General features: G+C 42.0%; 11 protein-coding genes and 1 pseudogene. 5 read left to right on the forward strand and 7 right to left on the reverse strand.

Going from position 1 to position 14316, the window contains the following annotated elements; translation table 11 throughout:
• Positions 1-20: 20 nt before the first annotated feature.
• The 4 genes from V5G28_RS14425 to V5G28_RS14440 all read right to left on the reverse strand — a co-directional run bounded on the left by V5G28_RS14425 (position 21) and on the right by V5G28_RS14440 (position 4948).
• Positions 21-422: a hypothetical protein gene (locus tag V5G28_RS14425; protein ID WP_336230694.1), complete on the reverse strand. Its 402-nt coding sequence runs from the start codon at positions 420-422 to the stop codon at positions 21-23.
• Between the two features lie 281 nt (positions 423-703).
• Positions 704-2299 carry a WD40 repeat domain-containing protein gene (locus V5G28_RS14430; RefSeq protein WP_336230695.1) on the reverse strand — a complete coding sequence of 532 codons (1596 nt, stop codon included), beginning with the start codon at positions 2297-2299 and terminating at the stop codon, positions 704-706.
• Entirely contained in the window at positions 2275-4587 is a 2313-nt protein-coding gene (locus tag V5G28_RS14435; RefSeq protein ID WP_336230696.1) for an AAA-like domain-containing protein, read from the reverse strand. The genes V5G28_RS14430 and V5G28_RS14435 overlap by 25 nt, the downstream gene beginning before the upstream one ends.
• A complete protein-coding gene (locus tag V5G28_RS14440) occupies positions 4577-4948 on the reverse strand; it encodes an AAA-like domain-containing protein (protein ID WP_336230697.1) in 372 nt (123 codons plus the stop codon). Before V5G28_RS14440 ends, V5G28_RS14435 begins: the two co-directional genes overlap by 11 nt.
• A gap of 292 nt (positions 4949-5240) precedes the next feature.
• Here V5G28_RS14440 and V5G28_RS14445 point away from each other — a divergent pair, with 292 nt between their 5' ends.
• Positions 5241-6698, forward strand: a complete 1458-nt coding sequence (locus V5G28_RS14445; protein WP_336230698.1) for a hypothetical protein — start codon at positions 5241-5243, stop codon at positions 6696-6698.
• 219 nt (positions 6699-6917) lie between these two features.
• Entirely contained in the window at positions 6918-8936 is a 2019-nt protein-coding gene (locus V5G28_RS14450) for a HEAT repeat domain-containing protein (RefSeq protein ID WP_336230699.1), read from the forward strand.
• A gap of 91 nt (positions 8937-9027) precedes the next feature.
• Here V5G28_RS14450 and V5G28_RS14455 read toward each other — a convergent pair whose 3' ends face one another.
• From V5G28_RS14455 to V5G28_RS14465, 3 genes and pseudogenes are all read right to left on the reverse strand, one after another.
• Entirely contained in the window at positions 9028-10398 is a 1371-nt protein-coding gene (locus tag V5G28_RS14455) for an AAA-like domain-containing protein (RefSeq protein ID WP_336230701.1), read from the reverse strand.
• 55 nt (positions 10399-10453) lie between these two features.
• Positions 10454-10627: a hypothetical protein gene (locus V5G28_RS14460; RefSeq protein WP_336230702.1), complete on the reverse strand. Its 174-nt coding sequence runs from the start codon at positions 10625-10627 to the stop codon at positions 10454-10456.
• A gap of 56 nt (positions 10628-10683) precedes the next feature.
• Positions 10684-11774 (reverse strand): annotated as a pseudogene (locus V5G28_RS14465) (IS630 family transposase).
• A 565-nt stretch (positions 11775-12339) separates the two neighbouring features.
• On the opposite strand from V5G28_RS14465, the gene V5G28_RS14470 reads away from it, so the two are divergent.
• The 3 genes from V5G28_RS14470 (at position 12340) to V5G28_RS14480 (ending at position 14311) form a co-directional block, all read left to right on the forward strand.
• Positions 12340-13332, forward strand: a complete 993-nt coding sequence (locus V5G28_RS14470) for a GlxA family transcriptional regulator (RefSeq protein ID WP_336230703.1) — start codon at positions 12340-12342, stop codon at positions 13330-13332.
• Positions 13333-13465: 133 nt separating this feature from the next.
• Positions 13466-13765 (forward strand): alpha/beta fold hydrolase, encoded by a 300-nt coding sequence (locus V5G28_RS14475; protein WP_336230705.1) that lies wholly within the window; start codon positions 13466-13468, stop codon positions 13763-13765.
• 18 nt (positions 13766-13783) lie between these two features.
• Complete coding sequence (locus V5G28_RS14480; protein ID WP_336230707.1) at positions 13784-14311, forward strand: hypothetical protein; 528 nt, start codon at positions 13784-13786, stop codon at positions 14309-14311.
• Positions 14312-14316 lie beyond the last annotated feature (5 nt).

Genomic DNA, 14316 nt, shown 5'->3' on the forward strand with positions numbered 1-14316 from the left:
TGCTGCATATTTTTTTATACTTACAAATCCCTACCTCTACTAATCTCTCTCCCTAAATAACTTTGTCTTAAAGAATTACGGTCATTAACAAAAGGGTTAGTACCATCTAGTAACTCTCGCCACAATGGCACACCATCCCCGTCTATATCACTCTCCAATATTGCTTCCTTCGCTGCTGGGGAAATGCTTTGACGAAGCAGCCAATACACTAAAGATTCTACAAATTCTTCTGAACATTCTTCAGATGCTAAATTCCCTAATAATTTCTCAGCATCTACCTCTGTCATCTTTGAAGGTTGAGTAACTCCCAAACCCTTCAAAAATCCTCCGAAAAATTCATCCTCTCTCTCGCTACCACCTTCAACAAAAGCTACTTTCTCCAAGTGTTTTAAAGCAATTTCTTTAGATAGCTGGTTATCCATATTTTTGAAGGAATTGTAAATTGTATGGTTTAGATCTGACGCTAACTGCAACGACAAAACACCATCATAACCAAATCACTACTATAGGAATCCTATTTGATTTTTGAAAAAGGTTAAGGGAGAATACAGAGAGGTACATCTGTCTAACAGCGAACAATGATAAACCAGCATCTAGAAGCGGCGAGAAGCGAAGCGGAACGCGAGTGTGCGATCGCAAAACTACATTAAGCTATTTATCTTATCGCTATTTACCTTACTTGTTACTTTTATCATCACCTCTACTATTCCTCCGACAACTGTCTCAACTCTTCTGGTGTAAAAGGATTTTTCCCGGCACGTAGAGTATTAATCCATCGCTGACGTTGTAATTTCTTCTCCGAGTCATCTGTAGAGTTAACAAATAGCTGAAAGTCTTCTATTGCTCCTTTAGTATCACCAATTAGCGCCCTAGCAAGCCCACGGCTATCTCTACTATCTTTAATACTTGTATCTTCAGGTGCTTTAGCTACTGCTTTTTCGCAAGCAAACATCACATCTTTAGCGTAGCCCCGCAGGCTACCTTGCCAACAGAGTTCACTCAAAGAATCTGCCGAAATTTTTAGGGTGGAATCGAGTTTTTGGGCTTCAATGTAAGCAGCTATTGCTTTATTTATCTCACCCTTTGCTACAAGCGTTTCTCCTTGGTGAATCAACACTAGAGGCTTTGCTTTTGTTTCTGGATTAATTTGTAATTTCGGGTTCCATACCTTGGCTTTTTTGAACTTAGCAACTGCGCCGTCAAAATCGCCTGTTTGTGCCAGTTTTTCTCCTTGGCTAACCAAAGCGGGAGCAGTTTCTACTAGCATTGATTGGGTTTGACATACTTCGAGTTGCTCCAATTTTTCAGGACGCTGGGCAAGATAAGATTTTAGCCACTGACAACCCCGCGTTAATAGTTCATCTAATCCACCAATACGCCACACTTTAACTGTGCCATCATTAGATTCGATAGCAATTTGCCGTCCATCAGGGCTAAAACTGCTAGTTTTAATTACAATTTCTTGTTGTCCATCAGGTCTAGAACTAGCAGTCTTACCACTAAATTCAGCTAACTGCCTGCCCGACAAATCCCACAATCGAGTAGTGTTGTTTGATTCGCTCACAATACGTTGACCATCTGGGCTGAAAGTGGCATAATTGCCTGAAACTTCAGCTAACTGATTACCTGATAAATCCCACACACGAGTAGAACCGTCATCAGATGCGGTGACTACTTGCTGTCCATTTGGGCTAAAGCTGGCGTTTGCAACTCTATCCTGATGTCCTTTAAGTTCTACTAATTGCTTACCCGATAAATCCCACACACGGGTAGAGCCATCATCAGATGCTGTTACTATCAGCCGTCCATCAGGGCTAAAATTCATACTAGTTATATAACTTTGGTATCCTTCCAGTTCGGCTATTTGCTGACCGGACAAGTTCCAGAGGTTGGTAATACCGCTAGGCGATTCTATAATAATTAGCTTTCCATTTGGATTGAAATAGATTTTAGAAAATTGATCGCTTTTAATTTTAAGTTCAGCCAGTTGCTTACCTGACAAATCCCACACTTGAATAATATTGTCTTTTGACACAGTAAAAATCTGTTGTGCATCTGGGTTGAAGCCAACCACTTCTCCACTAAATTTGCTTAATTGCTTACCTGATAAATCCCATACTCGAACAATGCTTGGAATTGAACGAATCGCAATTTCCTCCCCATCTGAGTTAAGCGTAGTTTCTTTATATCCTGAAAATACAGCAACAATTTTCTGTGCATCGTAGCTAAATATAGGACTAGAAACATTATGATCGTAACCCAGTTTTATTTCTCCTAGCTGCCTGCCAGAGATATCCACACTTTTAACTTACCCTGATTTGTCATAGTCAACAAACGTTTTCCATCGGGACTAAAAACGGGTTTATAAAAATTGGCTCCAAATTTTTTAATTTCTGTTAAGGGTTTATTTGAAAAATCCCATACTTGAAGGTGCTGAGAATTACCTAAAGTTAAAATTTGTTTTCCATTAGAGCTAAAAGCAAAGTTTTCTACTATGTTATCTTTATATCCTCTAAGTTCAGCTATTTGCTGCCCTGATAAGTTCCAAATCTGAACTAAGCTATTATCTGATAACCTAATAATTTGTTTTCCATCAGGGCTAAAACCAACTTTTGTAGTTACGCCTTTGAGTCCTTGTATTTCAGTTAGCTGCTTACCTGATAAGTCCGACACGCGAACTGTGTGAGAGCCAGATTCGCGAACTGTGTGATAGCCAGATTCAGTGATAATGTGCTGTCCATCAGGACTAAAGTCAGCAGTTTCGGCATCTTTGTGCCCTTTAAATTCTGCCAACAATTTACCTGATAAGTCCCACATGCGGACATCATTACCATAGGTAAGGATGCGCTGTCCATCAGGACTGAAACTAGTTCCAATCAACCGCTCATCCCCTTCAAGGACTGCTAACTGCTTGCCTGACAAATTCCAGACATGGATGCTAGGAGGAAAATGTGATAAGGTGACAATGTGTTGTCCATCCGGGCTAACACTAGTACTCTCGATTTTACGTTCATGCGAAATTTCAGCTAATTGCTTACCTGACAAATTCCATACTTGAACCTTTTTGTCACGAGATGTGGTAACAATGTACTTTCCATTCCTGCTAAATTTCGGGCTAATATCAAAATCGACCTTTATTTTAAGTTCTGCTAGTTTCTTGCTTGACAAGTCTCGTATTTGGACAGTACCGTTAACTGCTGATACAGTAAGAATCCTCAGCCCATCAGGGCTATAACTAATATCTTTAATATATTGCAACTGCAATTCTTCTATGTACGTTCTTTGACTCTCTCGAATATTGTCCAAAATTGTTTGCAAAGCCAAAATTGGACTGGTGGCTGGATATTTTTCTAATGGTCTTCCGTCTCTTACCATTTGTTTCAACCTTTGTCCAGCTTTCATAGCCGATAGCAGCGCATCTATTTCTTGAAACTTAAACTGCTGCAAAGCCATAAAACCACTTTGTTCTAACTTTGTAACTTCTTTTGCCTCCTGTAGTTGTTTGTTAGCCAAACCTGCTATTATCCCTGCCACAATCAGAGATAATGCTAGTATTGCCCCACCAATGCGAATCTGTCGCTTTGCTTTACGTTGCGCTTGGCTTAATGTCTTATTCGCCTCGCTTAAAATCCGTCCCTCTTCTTCCTTAACCGCCAAAGTATTTTCTACTTCGCGCTTATCAAACTCTTGCGAAGCATCCAAAAACTGATAATCTTCATCCTTAAGACTTTTTCCTTTCGCCCAAGCCCTTGCTTCCTCTAAAGCCTTCCCTCGCAATAGCCAAGACTCTTCTTGACGATTTGATGCTAACCACGCGGTTAATGCCTCGGAATAAAACGCGGGACGTAAATTGACTAATTCGTTTTCAACCCAATTAATATTAAAAACTGACTCATAAATGCGGTTGTAAACCCTTAACTTGCCTTGTTGCTTAACCACAACACCGGATAGGCGCAATTGCATTTGTTCGGGAGAATCATCTGCAATTACTTCCCTTTGTTGTAAAATTTGCTGATACAAACCTAGCAACCGACAAGCCCGTGATTCATCATTCAAAATGCGGTTACATATATTTTGGAAATGCTGCTGACTATCATGGGTGTGCCAATTATTTATTATCCCGATACGTACAATTTCCGCTACCCACTCCACTTCACTATTAGTATTAACAGGCACGAAGTCCACAGTAGCAACAAGCTGACATAGCCATTGTGTCAAAAAAGGTTGTCCACATGTCCAATTTAAAATTTCTTTTAAAACTGCTTTGGGATGATTAACTTTACTTATTAAACCTTGCTCTAAAGGTGCAGCTTCCTCTAATTTAAATCCTGTAAGTTCAATAGCTTTACTATCAATATTAAAAAGCGTGTAATTAGTATCAGCAATTAAATCGGCAGGTGTTGCTACCCCCAATAACACAAAAGTTAGGCGATGATATTTAAGATTTATAGCCCGCTTATTACAGCAGCTACGAACGAAGGCAAAAAAATCATCCTTAAATTCTAAACTATTAATCCTATCAATTTCATCAACAAAGATAATAATATTTTCAGTAACTTGTTCTAAAAGTTCATCTTCAAGAACCATGCAACCGTGCCGCAGGTGGGATGTATTGATACTTGTACCACCACTCGCCAACATCAACTTCTAAATTGAATTGGCGTGGGAGATTGTCAAGGAATGCACCGAAAAACTCATCAGGTGTTACTCCGTAACTACAAATATCACGCATTTCTATCGCACAACAAGCAAACCCTTCACCTTGCAGGCTTTTCATTGTCCGTACCCGTAAACTCGATTTACCCATTTGTCGGGAGTTGAGTACGTAACAGAAATAACCTATTTTTAAAGCTGCGTAAAGTTCATCATCTGCCCGTCGCTTAACGTAGGTAGGTGATGATTCAGGGAGGCTTCCACCAACTTGATAGGTGTGACTGAAATTAGACATTGGATTCATCAATCTTCATTCCCCTAATTATATATAAATGTAGCCTAGCAGTTAAATACAGGAATATCATTATTATTTTTTATGATCTTTTATGACTTTCAAGTAAATGTTGATTGATTCACATAATTTTTAATGATTTATAATGCTGTAATTTTTGAATTGACTATTTATGAATTGCTGATATTATCTGATATTTTTGGTATTTTGATATCTCAAATAAATAACTAATATGAGTGCATACAGTAAGAACAAAAGCAATAAACACTCATTCTCAATCCTGGAAATTTAAATTATGTCAAAACGTTTGATAGGTGTTAGCACGATGCTAACAGTTTCTGCTTTAAATTTGGCTGCTACATTACCTGTTGTGGCTGAAACTGATTTGCAACCAAGTCAAGCAGTAGATTCAAGCAACTTTCAGCGTCCCAACAATGCCAAAGTTGATAATTCTCCGTTGAAGGTAACTCCTGCGCCAGAGGTGAATGTGAATGCCAGTCAAGTGAGAGTTATCAAGCAGGCTCCTGTCAAATTTCAGGCTTTCGAGTTGAAAGATCCAGAAACGGGTAAGCAGATTTCAGCAGATACAATACTCACGCTACCCGATGGCAAAAAAGTAAAAGCAGGAGAATACTACGCTGAACTTAACCGACTGGAGCAGCAGTTTAACCAACTGGGGTATTCACTTCGTTCTCCTGAAGAAAAAGTGACGTTGCAAGAATCTGTAGTAGATAGTTCTTCTTTGCAAAAGCAGGTAGAAGCAATTAAGAAACAACAGCAGCCAGTTGATAGTGTTCAACCAAAAATACGGGAGTTCCTTGAACCAAATAAGGTACTCAACTTCATTAAACAGCAACCAGATTTTCAGACCGAGTTAACTCCAGATAAAACTAATCCCAGCGAGTTGCAAAATAGTCCATCAAAGCAAATCAAAACCGATCCTGTCATCAAACTCAAGGTTCCTTCTAATACCAAAACCGTTGTTAAAACCTGGAACTTGGATGTAGGTAAGCCAAGTACCTTCTCAGCTTACTTGAACGGCAAGCTAGAGTTGAAAGGCTCAACTAGTTCTTCGAGCGCTTATGCAGAAGGTAATGCAGGGGGCTATATATTCAACCAGCGAGCTAATTTGTTGCGGGCAACAGCAAACTTGAATGCACCCGCATCTGGTAAACTCACTACCGACGTAAACCTACTCGTATTGGGACAAAACTTTTACAACTTTCAAGATGCGCGGCAAGGCTCTTTGCGACTTGGTGACACCTACTCCCGTACTATCGACGCACCAATCGCAGATGCTCGCTTTTTCGTCGGTCCCATTCCCATGAGAGCCAAATTTGGAGTTCAGGGTAGTGCTGGATTCACATACAATTTGATTGCGTCCCCTAAGTTAGCATATGCAAGAGTTAATCCCTTCCTAGATTCCAAAGCTTATGGTCAGGGAGGAGCAGACATTGTGGTTGGTGGAGCTGGAGTTAGTGCTAACCTCACTTTACTGAAAGACAATCTAGACATTTACTCCTTAGCATATTTAGGGATTGAATCTGGCAAGCCATACTTATATGCGTACTATTCTGGTTACAACCAGATAGAAGCCCTCAATGGTAACGCTTACGCCTTTGCCTATATCTATGTCCCGAAATTGCGCATTCCACCTTGGAAGAAGAAACAGTGGAATTGGAATATTTTTAGCTGGGATGGCTTAAAGTACAGTGGCTACCTATTTAACGGCTCTGAAAAAATCTACTTCTAGTCGCCAACAAAACCCTTTTATCAGCTAAAAACCATCTCTGATTAGTTATATCAAGTTGCATTTGGATAGTCATGTATTTGAGAGCAACTTGGCATTATAAAGTGCTTCTACCAAAAATTTCACCCCTTCTCAAAGCTAACATTCGGAAGGGGTTATCCCCTGTAAACTTGAGCGCTAACTGATACAGGCTATTAGATTTTGTCCCAAGAGACTTAAAATATGTCATCCATTAGAAAACCCCATCCAACCTTAAACCGAAGATTTTTACGACCCAAACCCATAATAGCTCTTTCCGGTCTGCTGCTTACACTTGCGGTGCCGACAACGGTTGTATATGGAAAGCAACTAAGTCAGTTGGGTAGGGATTTGACTTCTACCATCTTAGCCAACAATACTACCTTACCTGTTTACCAATTTGTCCCCGGTCAAGGCTTCACCTACAAACTGGATTATACAAATTCTTCTAATTCAGACCTGCGGGCTTTGTTTGGAGATTTAAAGGCTTCTAATAGTTCTGAGGCAGTTGGAACGAACAGTTTTCTGAATGCGTTTGAAACCAGTGTTCAGGGAGAACTGACTGTTACTATCTTAGAGCAAAAAGGCTCGCGCTTCCTCATTTCTTACACCATAAATAATCCCGCAGTTACTTTAAAAGCCAACGGACAAGAAGTAAAAGCTCAAGCTCAACTTATCCAACAAGACTTAAAACGGCAAATTTTCGCAACCATCAATTCCCAAGGCAAAATTCTGGAGGTGCGATTCGACCCTATAATGAGTGAGATTGCTCAAAACTTTGCCCGTACACTGCTAGCTACAACACAGTTTGTCACTCCCAATAGCAAAACTTCTTCGGGTGAATGGACAACCCAGGAAGACGACCTCAACGGTCAGTATATCGCTCGTTATCAAGCTGAAGAAGGAAAATTCCAGAAAACCAAACTGCGCTATCTGCAACCATCCTCTAGCAAAAAACCAAATGACTCCAAAGTGCCTACCACCATCAATTCTCTTGGCAAACTTACTGCCAATTTTAGCATCAACCAGGGGTATCTAATTTCTCTGCAAGGAACAGAGACGCAAAACTTTGTCATTGCTGACAAAAACGTTGGTCAAGCAAAGACGACGCTGAACATGGCTTATACAAAACAAGCTACCTTAAATCCAAAAGAGCTAACAAAAGAGCGTGATGCCAATACTGAGCGAGAGAAAGTAGCACCTGCCATTGTACTGTCAGCAACCCCAACAGAAGCAGAAGTTGAAGCTAAGATTCAGCGTCAAGAGTTGGGCAATGCTACCGTAGAAAGTTTATTAGCTGACCTAGAAAAAGCCCAAGCATCCCCCGATCAAAACCAAAATAATACTCCGCTTTATCTCAAATTTAAGGCACTGGTCTATCTCCATCCAGAGTCTACTGCTAATCTAGGTAAACGATTAGCTAGTGCAGATCCTAAGAGTCTGACAATGCAGTTGTTATCAGGAGCATTGAGTGCTGTGGGTAATGAGTCGGCTCAGTCTGCTTTGATTAATGCGATCGCGGCTCGTTCTCAAGACTGGAATGCTTTAGCAGTCTTAATACCCAGTTTAGCGACAGTTAGCGAACCTTCTTCCTCTTCAGAAGAGACGCTGTGGAATTTAGCCTTGAATAGCACTGACGATCGCATTAGTTCCACTGTTCAACTAGCTTTAGGTGCAATGGCACGCAACCTCAGCCAAACTTCCCCCGAACGTACCAATAAGATTGTCGATCGGTTTGTGAAACAGTTAAAAACTGCTAATTCGGTAGAACAAAAGCGGCAGTTTCTCTTAGTTTTGGGAAACTCTGGTTCAAAACAGGCCTTAGGAGCGATCGCACCTTTAATCAAAGCTTCTGCGCCTGAAGTCCGTGCTGCTGCTGCATCAGCTTTGCGCTGGATTGAAGATGACCAAGTTGATTCTTTACTCACCAATGCTTTAAGTAAAGATGCTGATGATCGAGTCAGATTAGAGGCAGCTGTGGCACTGAGTTACAGAAAGATTGATCCTACTATTTTTCAAGCACAAAAGCAAGCATTTTTATCAGATAAAGCCGTAAAAGTTCGCCTAGCGCTTTTAACTAACCTTTGGAAAGTCCATGAGCAGTTTCCCGAAGTCCGCCAACTTGTTAAACAAGCTGCCGAAAAAGATGTTTCTCCAGATGTGCAAAAAGAAGCAGCAAACATTATAGCAACCTATCCTCAAGGTTATTTTGAGAAAAATTAATTCGTAGTTCAACAAAACTTGCTTCTTCCTAGGATACCATTGTTGCTGTCTCAACCGATTGGCTATAGGGGTACTTCCTACTCCTCGTCACCTATGCATCTACTCCAAAGCGCTCGCTGAAATATAGTCGATACAATTCGTAACTTGGCATCACTCTACGGTTATCTATCTTTACCAATCCCAAATCACTTAGCTTTTTTCCTACATCCTGATTCAATTCGCCGTCAAATCCGATTGGCACCGAGGCGAAAACAACTTTTTTAAAAGCGATCGCTAGTTCCTTATTTTCTCGTAAATTCTTCCAGTGCCTTTCCAAGTGGCGGTGATAAATTCCACTACCTGTTGGCGCTGTTTGCAATAGTTCTTCTAAATTTATATCCTTTCGCGCCAATACTAAGAGTGCTTGGGAAACTAGGTATGGATGTCCTCCCACCATTTCCATCAATTCGGTAACTTGTGTTTCAGCCAACTTCAGCCCATGTCTTTGTGCTAAAGCAAGTACCTGCTTTTGATTAAAATCCGTCAATACCAACTCGTACCCAGCATTAAAAGGCGACTGATTAATGTCAACCTCCTTGTAAATTTCTGAATGCAACACCACTAGCCGCATTTGTCGCCATAAGGGACGAACTTTAGCATCTTCATGCCATGTTCGCAAAATTCCTAAAAATTCGCTAGCTATTTCCCGATATGGAAAAATTCGGTCAACTTCATCTAAAGCCAAGACTAAAGGATTATCCCCTAGTAAGACATATTTCTCAAAATAGCTACGACATTTGGTTTTATTATTACCAATACTTTTAAGCCAATGTTCGTCAACTGGCTGCTCTAATTCCAACATCACAGCAGTCGCTGTACAGAACCACTGTAAAAAATTATCCAAGTTTATAAAATCTGTTGGTTCTGCATCCCGCACATTTAACGCCACTGTGCGGTAATTGTGTTGGGTTACATAATGTAAAATTTTTGACATTAGTAGCGTTTTACCCGTTTGCCAAGGTGCTTTGATTCGTAGAAGACATCCTGGCTTTAAAACCTCACCATAACAGCGTTCTTCTTCTTGAGGACGTTCGACATAAAAGTCGGAATCTTGCCAACCTGTTTGCTGTGAGTCGTTGTCAATTTCCGACTCTTCTGATGGCAAGGTGCGGGTTAGCACTGCTTCAAGTGACAAAAAACGCTTTTCCCACTCCCGTTGCAGTGGTAATCGAAAACTTCTTTTAGTAACCGTTTCACCCAACCCCTTAGAAAGCTTTTGCCATAGCCCATACCCTACGTTGTTATTTATATGCTCAGTAGTTACATGGAGTTGTTGGGCAATTTCTTCGTATCTCTTACCCTCCCAAGAACCTTTAAATACCTCTACCTCAATATCACTTATATGTTTAGCAGTAACTTTTAATACTATATCATCTGCTAATTTGAGAGCTTGCTCGTAAGTAAGCTCTGATTCTATATTCATAGTCCAAAAGTATATAAGCCTGATTAATTATGATCTTAGTAAACCAATTTGACAATCAGAAGGCTTTTCTTGCCTCAGGGGCAAGAAAAGCTGCAATAAAGTTTTGTAACTCTGCGATGCCAAGGGCAACCATCTTCGATGGGATCGCGGCAGATACTCCCTCCGGGAGTATTGCTTGTTGGGCAAATCCTGAAATCCCCATTACGTCTTGTAGATGCTGGTTGATCATTGTTTTCTTCTAGACTTGTACACCCCTGTGTATTCTCCCTTAACCTTTTTTAAAAATCAAATAGGATGGCTATAGTATTTGATTTTTGAAAAAGCACCGTACATCTGGAGAGACATAAAATCAAAGGCAGTGTTTCGGATAAACCACTCAAACATCCACTTTAAATGAGAAAACGAAGGAACCAAAGCACAAAAACGTCGAACCCATGTTTTAGCTTGCAACCAGATATCTTCAATGGGGTTTTGTTCTGGGCAATTAAGAGCAAAGCGGACGCAATGAATTTTCCATTGCTCTTGTGGTAAATCTTGGTTAACAAGAGCTAAAAAGCTCTGCACTTCTTTAGAGCGATGGTAACTTGCGCCATCCCAAAAAATAAGTAACCGTTGGTTGGGAGACTGAGTTAATAAGTAACGTAGGTAATCAATGGTATTTTCTGAGTTACCAGCATCGTAAGCTTTAAGTAGTAACTCTCGTTCTAGATAGTCAACTGCCCCATAGTATGTCTGTTTGTTTCGTTCATTGACGACTGGAACCGCTATTTCTTGGTCGGTTTTCCCCCAAACATATCCACTTAAATCTCCCCATAGCAAATGGCATTCATCCAGCAATAATACTCTCAATACTCCTGTTTCGATTTCTTCTCGATGCCTTGCCAACAGTGTTTCAATCTCTTTTTTTTGCAGCAACAGCATCTGGGTCGGTTTTTGGATTCAACTTTGTAGTTTTCTTCCAACTGATTCCGGCGGCATCAAACAAGTTGTAATAGCTCCGTTTTGACTCGTAAGTTACATCATATTCAAATGCGCTCTTTGTACTCTAGTTCGCTAAGCTCCCAGCTATCTTTGGTTTGCAGCCAACTTAATACTTCTTCTCGCTGTTCAACATTCAAGTAGCTCTTCCTTCCTTTGTGGTTCAAACGTAGCCCATCTATTCCATGTTCCTCGTAGGCTTGTTTCCAACCTGTTATTGAACCTAGTGACACATCTAAAATTGTTTGAATTTCCTCATACAAATAGCCTTGATAAACCAGCTTGACTGCCAATGCTTTTCTCACCTCACGTGCATCTGGGCGAAGAGCAATAAATTCTTGTATCTGCGATTGCCTCCGCCAGTGCCCCGAATCGCAATCGCCGGTGTCACGCCCCAGACGGCTGTCTTCCAAGCAGGCCTCTGTTTGAATCGAAAATTCGCCCAATCCGGCTCGCCGGATTGGGGTGTAAGCAGCGCGCTTTGCGATCGCCTGTTGGGTGATTTTCTCTCGAAGCGTCGCGGCTTTTAAATGCTGATTTATCATTGTTTGCTATGAGACAGATGTATCCTTGCGTATTCTCTCGTAATCTTTTTCAAAAATCAAATACTAGTCCTATATGTCAATACATTTGTACTGAGGAGAAGACAGTTCTTTATGAGTCGTGCCACCCAACAATTACGGATAAGGCTTGACTTAAGGTGTGGTAAAAAGTAGTTGGTCAAACACTCACGCAACCCCATAGCACTTGCTGATTGTTAAAATACTGTTAAACGCTGGCTCATCGACTGGTTTTGGCCACACCTCAATAGATCCACTCATGTGAGTAGCAAATTTAGCGAATGCTCAACTCCCAATTGATTTGAGATTTGGCTAGATTCGTCCGCTGATTGACCGTCATAGCCCTAGAGAAAAAGAGTTGAGTGGTTTAGCATGATGGCATGAACGAGTTGGGGCAAAAGCCGTGACCTCTCAGCATCTCATTGCCGACACTGTTAAAGTGCGTGTCATCTTCCTAGTATTGAATGGTGTCGAACTGTTGGATCTGGCTGGACCGGCACAGGTATTTAGTATGGCTGCCTCATTGGGTGCACCCTACTCCCTGCACTTCTGTGCTAACAATCTTGGAGTGCGATCAGCACAGGGGCTGTTTTTAGGGCAGCTTGAGCCACTGCCATCTGTTTGTGCCAATGATGTGGTGATGGTAGCTGGAGTTGCGTTGGACCAACTCAACCAACCCCTGCTGGATTCTGATACTCGTCGCTGGCTGATCAATGCTTATACGAATGGCACACGAATTGCCTCCATCTGCACAGGAGCCATTGTCTTAGGCGAGGCAGGTCTGCTTGACGGTCGGCGCTGCACCACTCACTGGTTTATAGTTGAGGATCTCCAGCAGCGTTATCCAATGGCTCGTATTGTGGATAGCGTTTTGTATGTCAGCGATCGCGGTATTGTCACCAGTGCGGGCGTTGCTTCTGGAATTGACATGGCGCTGTCGCTGGTAGAGCAACAACATGGACCCCGCCTTGCTGCTGAGGTGGCTCGCTGTCTGGTGATTTATTTACGCCGCAATGGCTCTGTGCCTCAACAGAGTGTTTATTTGGAATACCGTAACCATCTGCATCCAGGTGTACATCAGGTTCAGAATTGGTTGGCAGAACATGCGATGGAATCGGTTTCCCTAGCCGAGCTTGCCCATATTGCCAACATGAGCGTGCGGAGCTTCAGCCGTGCCTTTAAGAATGTGACTGGATTAACGCCCGTGCAATACCAGCAACGCTTACGTTTGGAAGTCGCTGCCACGCTGTTGCAGAACTCAGACTTGTCGATCGAGGCGATTGCTGCCCGCTGTGGCTTCGACGATGCCCGTCATTTTCGACGGCTATGGCAACGGCAGTTTGGGGTTTCTCCTGCGGCCACGCGCAAAAAGCAGACGAAGACTTCTGTCGCTTAAGTGCATTACTACCATCAACCTTTCGGTGAACTTTCAACTCACAAGATTGGAGAAATGTATGATTCCAGCCAACGAGACGTTCGAGGACACATGGACGTTCAGACCTCACTTTTCAACTGCAGCAGGCTTTCGGATGCACTATGTTGACGAAGGCGAGGGAGACCCGATCATTTGTCTACATGCTGAACCAACCTGGGGCTACCTGTATCGGCACTTCATTCCTCCTCTCTCAAAACGCTATCGCGTTATCGTTCCCGACCACATGGGTTTTGGCAAGAGCGAGACACCTGTGGATAAAGAGTATACCCTGGCAACTCATGTAGAAAATCTAGAAGCATTGCTATTGGAGCTTGACCTACAGGACATTACCCTGGTCTTGCATGACTGGGGTGAACCGATCGGCGGTGGCTTTGCTTTGCGTCATCCTGATTGAGTCAAGCGTTTGTTTTTGATGAACACAGTGGTTCCCCTTGGACTTGCCATCGAAGCAGAACTTCTATCAAAAACAACCGTACAGAGCAAGTGGTTTCAGTGGGCAACGAAAGCTTACAGCGATGGAACCTTGGAAGAAGTGCTTGGCAATGCAGGAGTTACCATCCTTCACCTAATGAAACAATTGCAGGGATTTGAGAATATGACGGTTGTCGATCAGACCTGGATTCGTGCTTACTCATCTCATTTCCAAACGAAAGAAGATTGTCGAGGAATTATCAACTTTCCACTTGATGTAATTACGGGTCGAGAGGCGCAGTTTCAACTACAGGGAGCAGACGCGGTCGCAGCGCTTCGGCAGAAACCAGGGATGATGGTTGAAGGCATGAAGGACTTTGCCCTTCCCCCTCATTATTTCATCAGTCTCTTTCGTGCTGCCTTTCCCTATGGTTTAGTCGTTGAGCTAGAAAAAGCAGGACATTTCTGTCAAGAAGATCAGCCCGATACTTTGGTTGCGCTAATTGACCAATTTATTCAACTCACGTAGTAATG

Source organism: Scytonema sp. PRP1, assembly GCF_036697665.2.
GTDB lineage: Bacteria > Cyanobacteriota > Cyanobacteriia > Cyanobacteriales > Nostocaceae > Kalymmatonema > Kalymmatonema gypsitolerans.